The sequence below is a fragment of the Streptomyces sichuanensis genome (genome assembly GCF_020328095.1).
Taxonomy (GTDB): Bacteria; Actinomycetota; Actinomycetes; order Streptomycetales; family Streptomycetaceae; genus Streptomyces; species Streptomyces cinnamoneus.
Genome location: NZ_JAIXMK010000265.1, coordinates 1 through 1,254 on the forward strand (window position 1 = coordinate 1; position 1,254 = coordinate 1,254).

The 1,254-nt window shown below is 79.3% G+C and carries 1 pseudogene; it reads left to right on the forward strand.

The window, feature by feature from the left end:
* A pseudogene (locus LE181_RS31850) lies at positions 1–1,254 on the forward strand (WD40 repeat domain-containing protein); the annotation flags it as partial.

Here is a 1,254-nt window from a genome sequence, read left to right on the forward strand (position 1 = left end):
GCCCCGGGGCAGCCGGCTCGCGGCCGCCCGGGAGCTGGTCGCGCATCCCCTGGGCACGGTCAGCGCCGTCGAGCAGGCGTTCGTCGACGCGGCGACGGCCCACGCCGCCGCCGAACTCGCGGCGGAACGGCAGCGCACCCGCCGGCTGCACCGCCTGCTGGCGGCCCTGGCCGTGCTCCTGGTGCTGACGCTGGCCGGGGGCGCGGTGGCACTCCACCAGGGGCGGCAGGCCGTGGCCGAACGGGGAGCGGCCCGCTCTGCCGGACTCGCCTTCCGCGCCACCGCGCTGAGCGCCTCCCGGCCGGAGGTCTCGATGCTGCTGGCGACCGCCGCCTGGCGGCAGGCGCACACCGCCGCCGCGGCCGGGGCGGTCCTCAGCTCCCAGGCCCAGTCCTACGCCGGGCGGCTGACGGGGCACCGGGGTCCGGTCTTCGCCACGGCGTGGCAGCCGCGCGCCGGCCGGCTGCTGTCGGCCAGCGCCGACGGGACCGTACGGCAGTGGGACACGACGGGCAGACGGCGGGGACGCGTCGTCGCCGGGGGCCGTGCGGCCGTACGGGCGCTGGCCGTCGCCCGGGAGAGCGGGCTCGCCGCCTGGGGCGACGACACGGGGGCGGTGTCGCTGTGGGACGCCGGCACCGGGCGCGTCTCCCGCGTGGCGGGCGGACACCGCGGCGCGGTCCGGGCGGTGGCCCTGTCCGGTCGCGGCGAGCTGCTGGCGTCGGCGGGGCGGGACGGGACGGTCCGGCTCGTACGCCCGGGTGCCGCGGCGGGTCCGGAGACCGCCGACGCCGGCCTCGGGCCGTTGTACGCGGTGGCCGTCACCCGTGACGGGGGGCAGGTGGCCGCGGCCGGTCTGGACGGGCGGGTGTGGCTCAGGGACACGGGGACGGGACGGACGCGGGTCATCGGCACCACGGCCCACGGCCAGGTGCACTCCCTGGCCTTCTCCCCCGACGGACGGCACCTGGCGGCCGGCGAGTGGCGCGACGACGTCGGGCTGTGGAACACCGCGACCGGTGAACGGGAGGCGGCCCTGAAGGGCATGCAGGACTCCGTGCTGGCCGTCGCGTTCTCCCCCGACGGCACGCGCCTGGCGGCGGCGGGCCAGGACGACACCGCGTGTGTGTGGGACCTCGCCGGCCGGCGCCGGACCGCGGTGCTGGCCAGTCATCTCGGGCCCGTGCACGGCATCGGCTTCTCCCCCGACGGCCGGTCGCTGGCGACGGCCGGCGAGGACGGCACCCTGCGGCT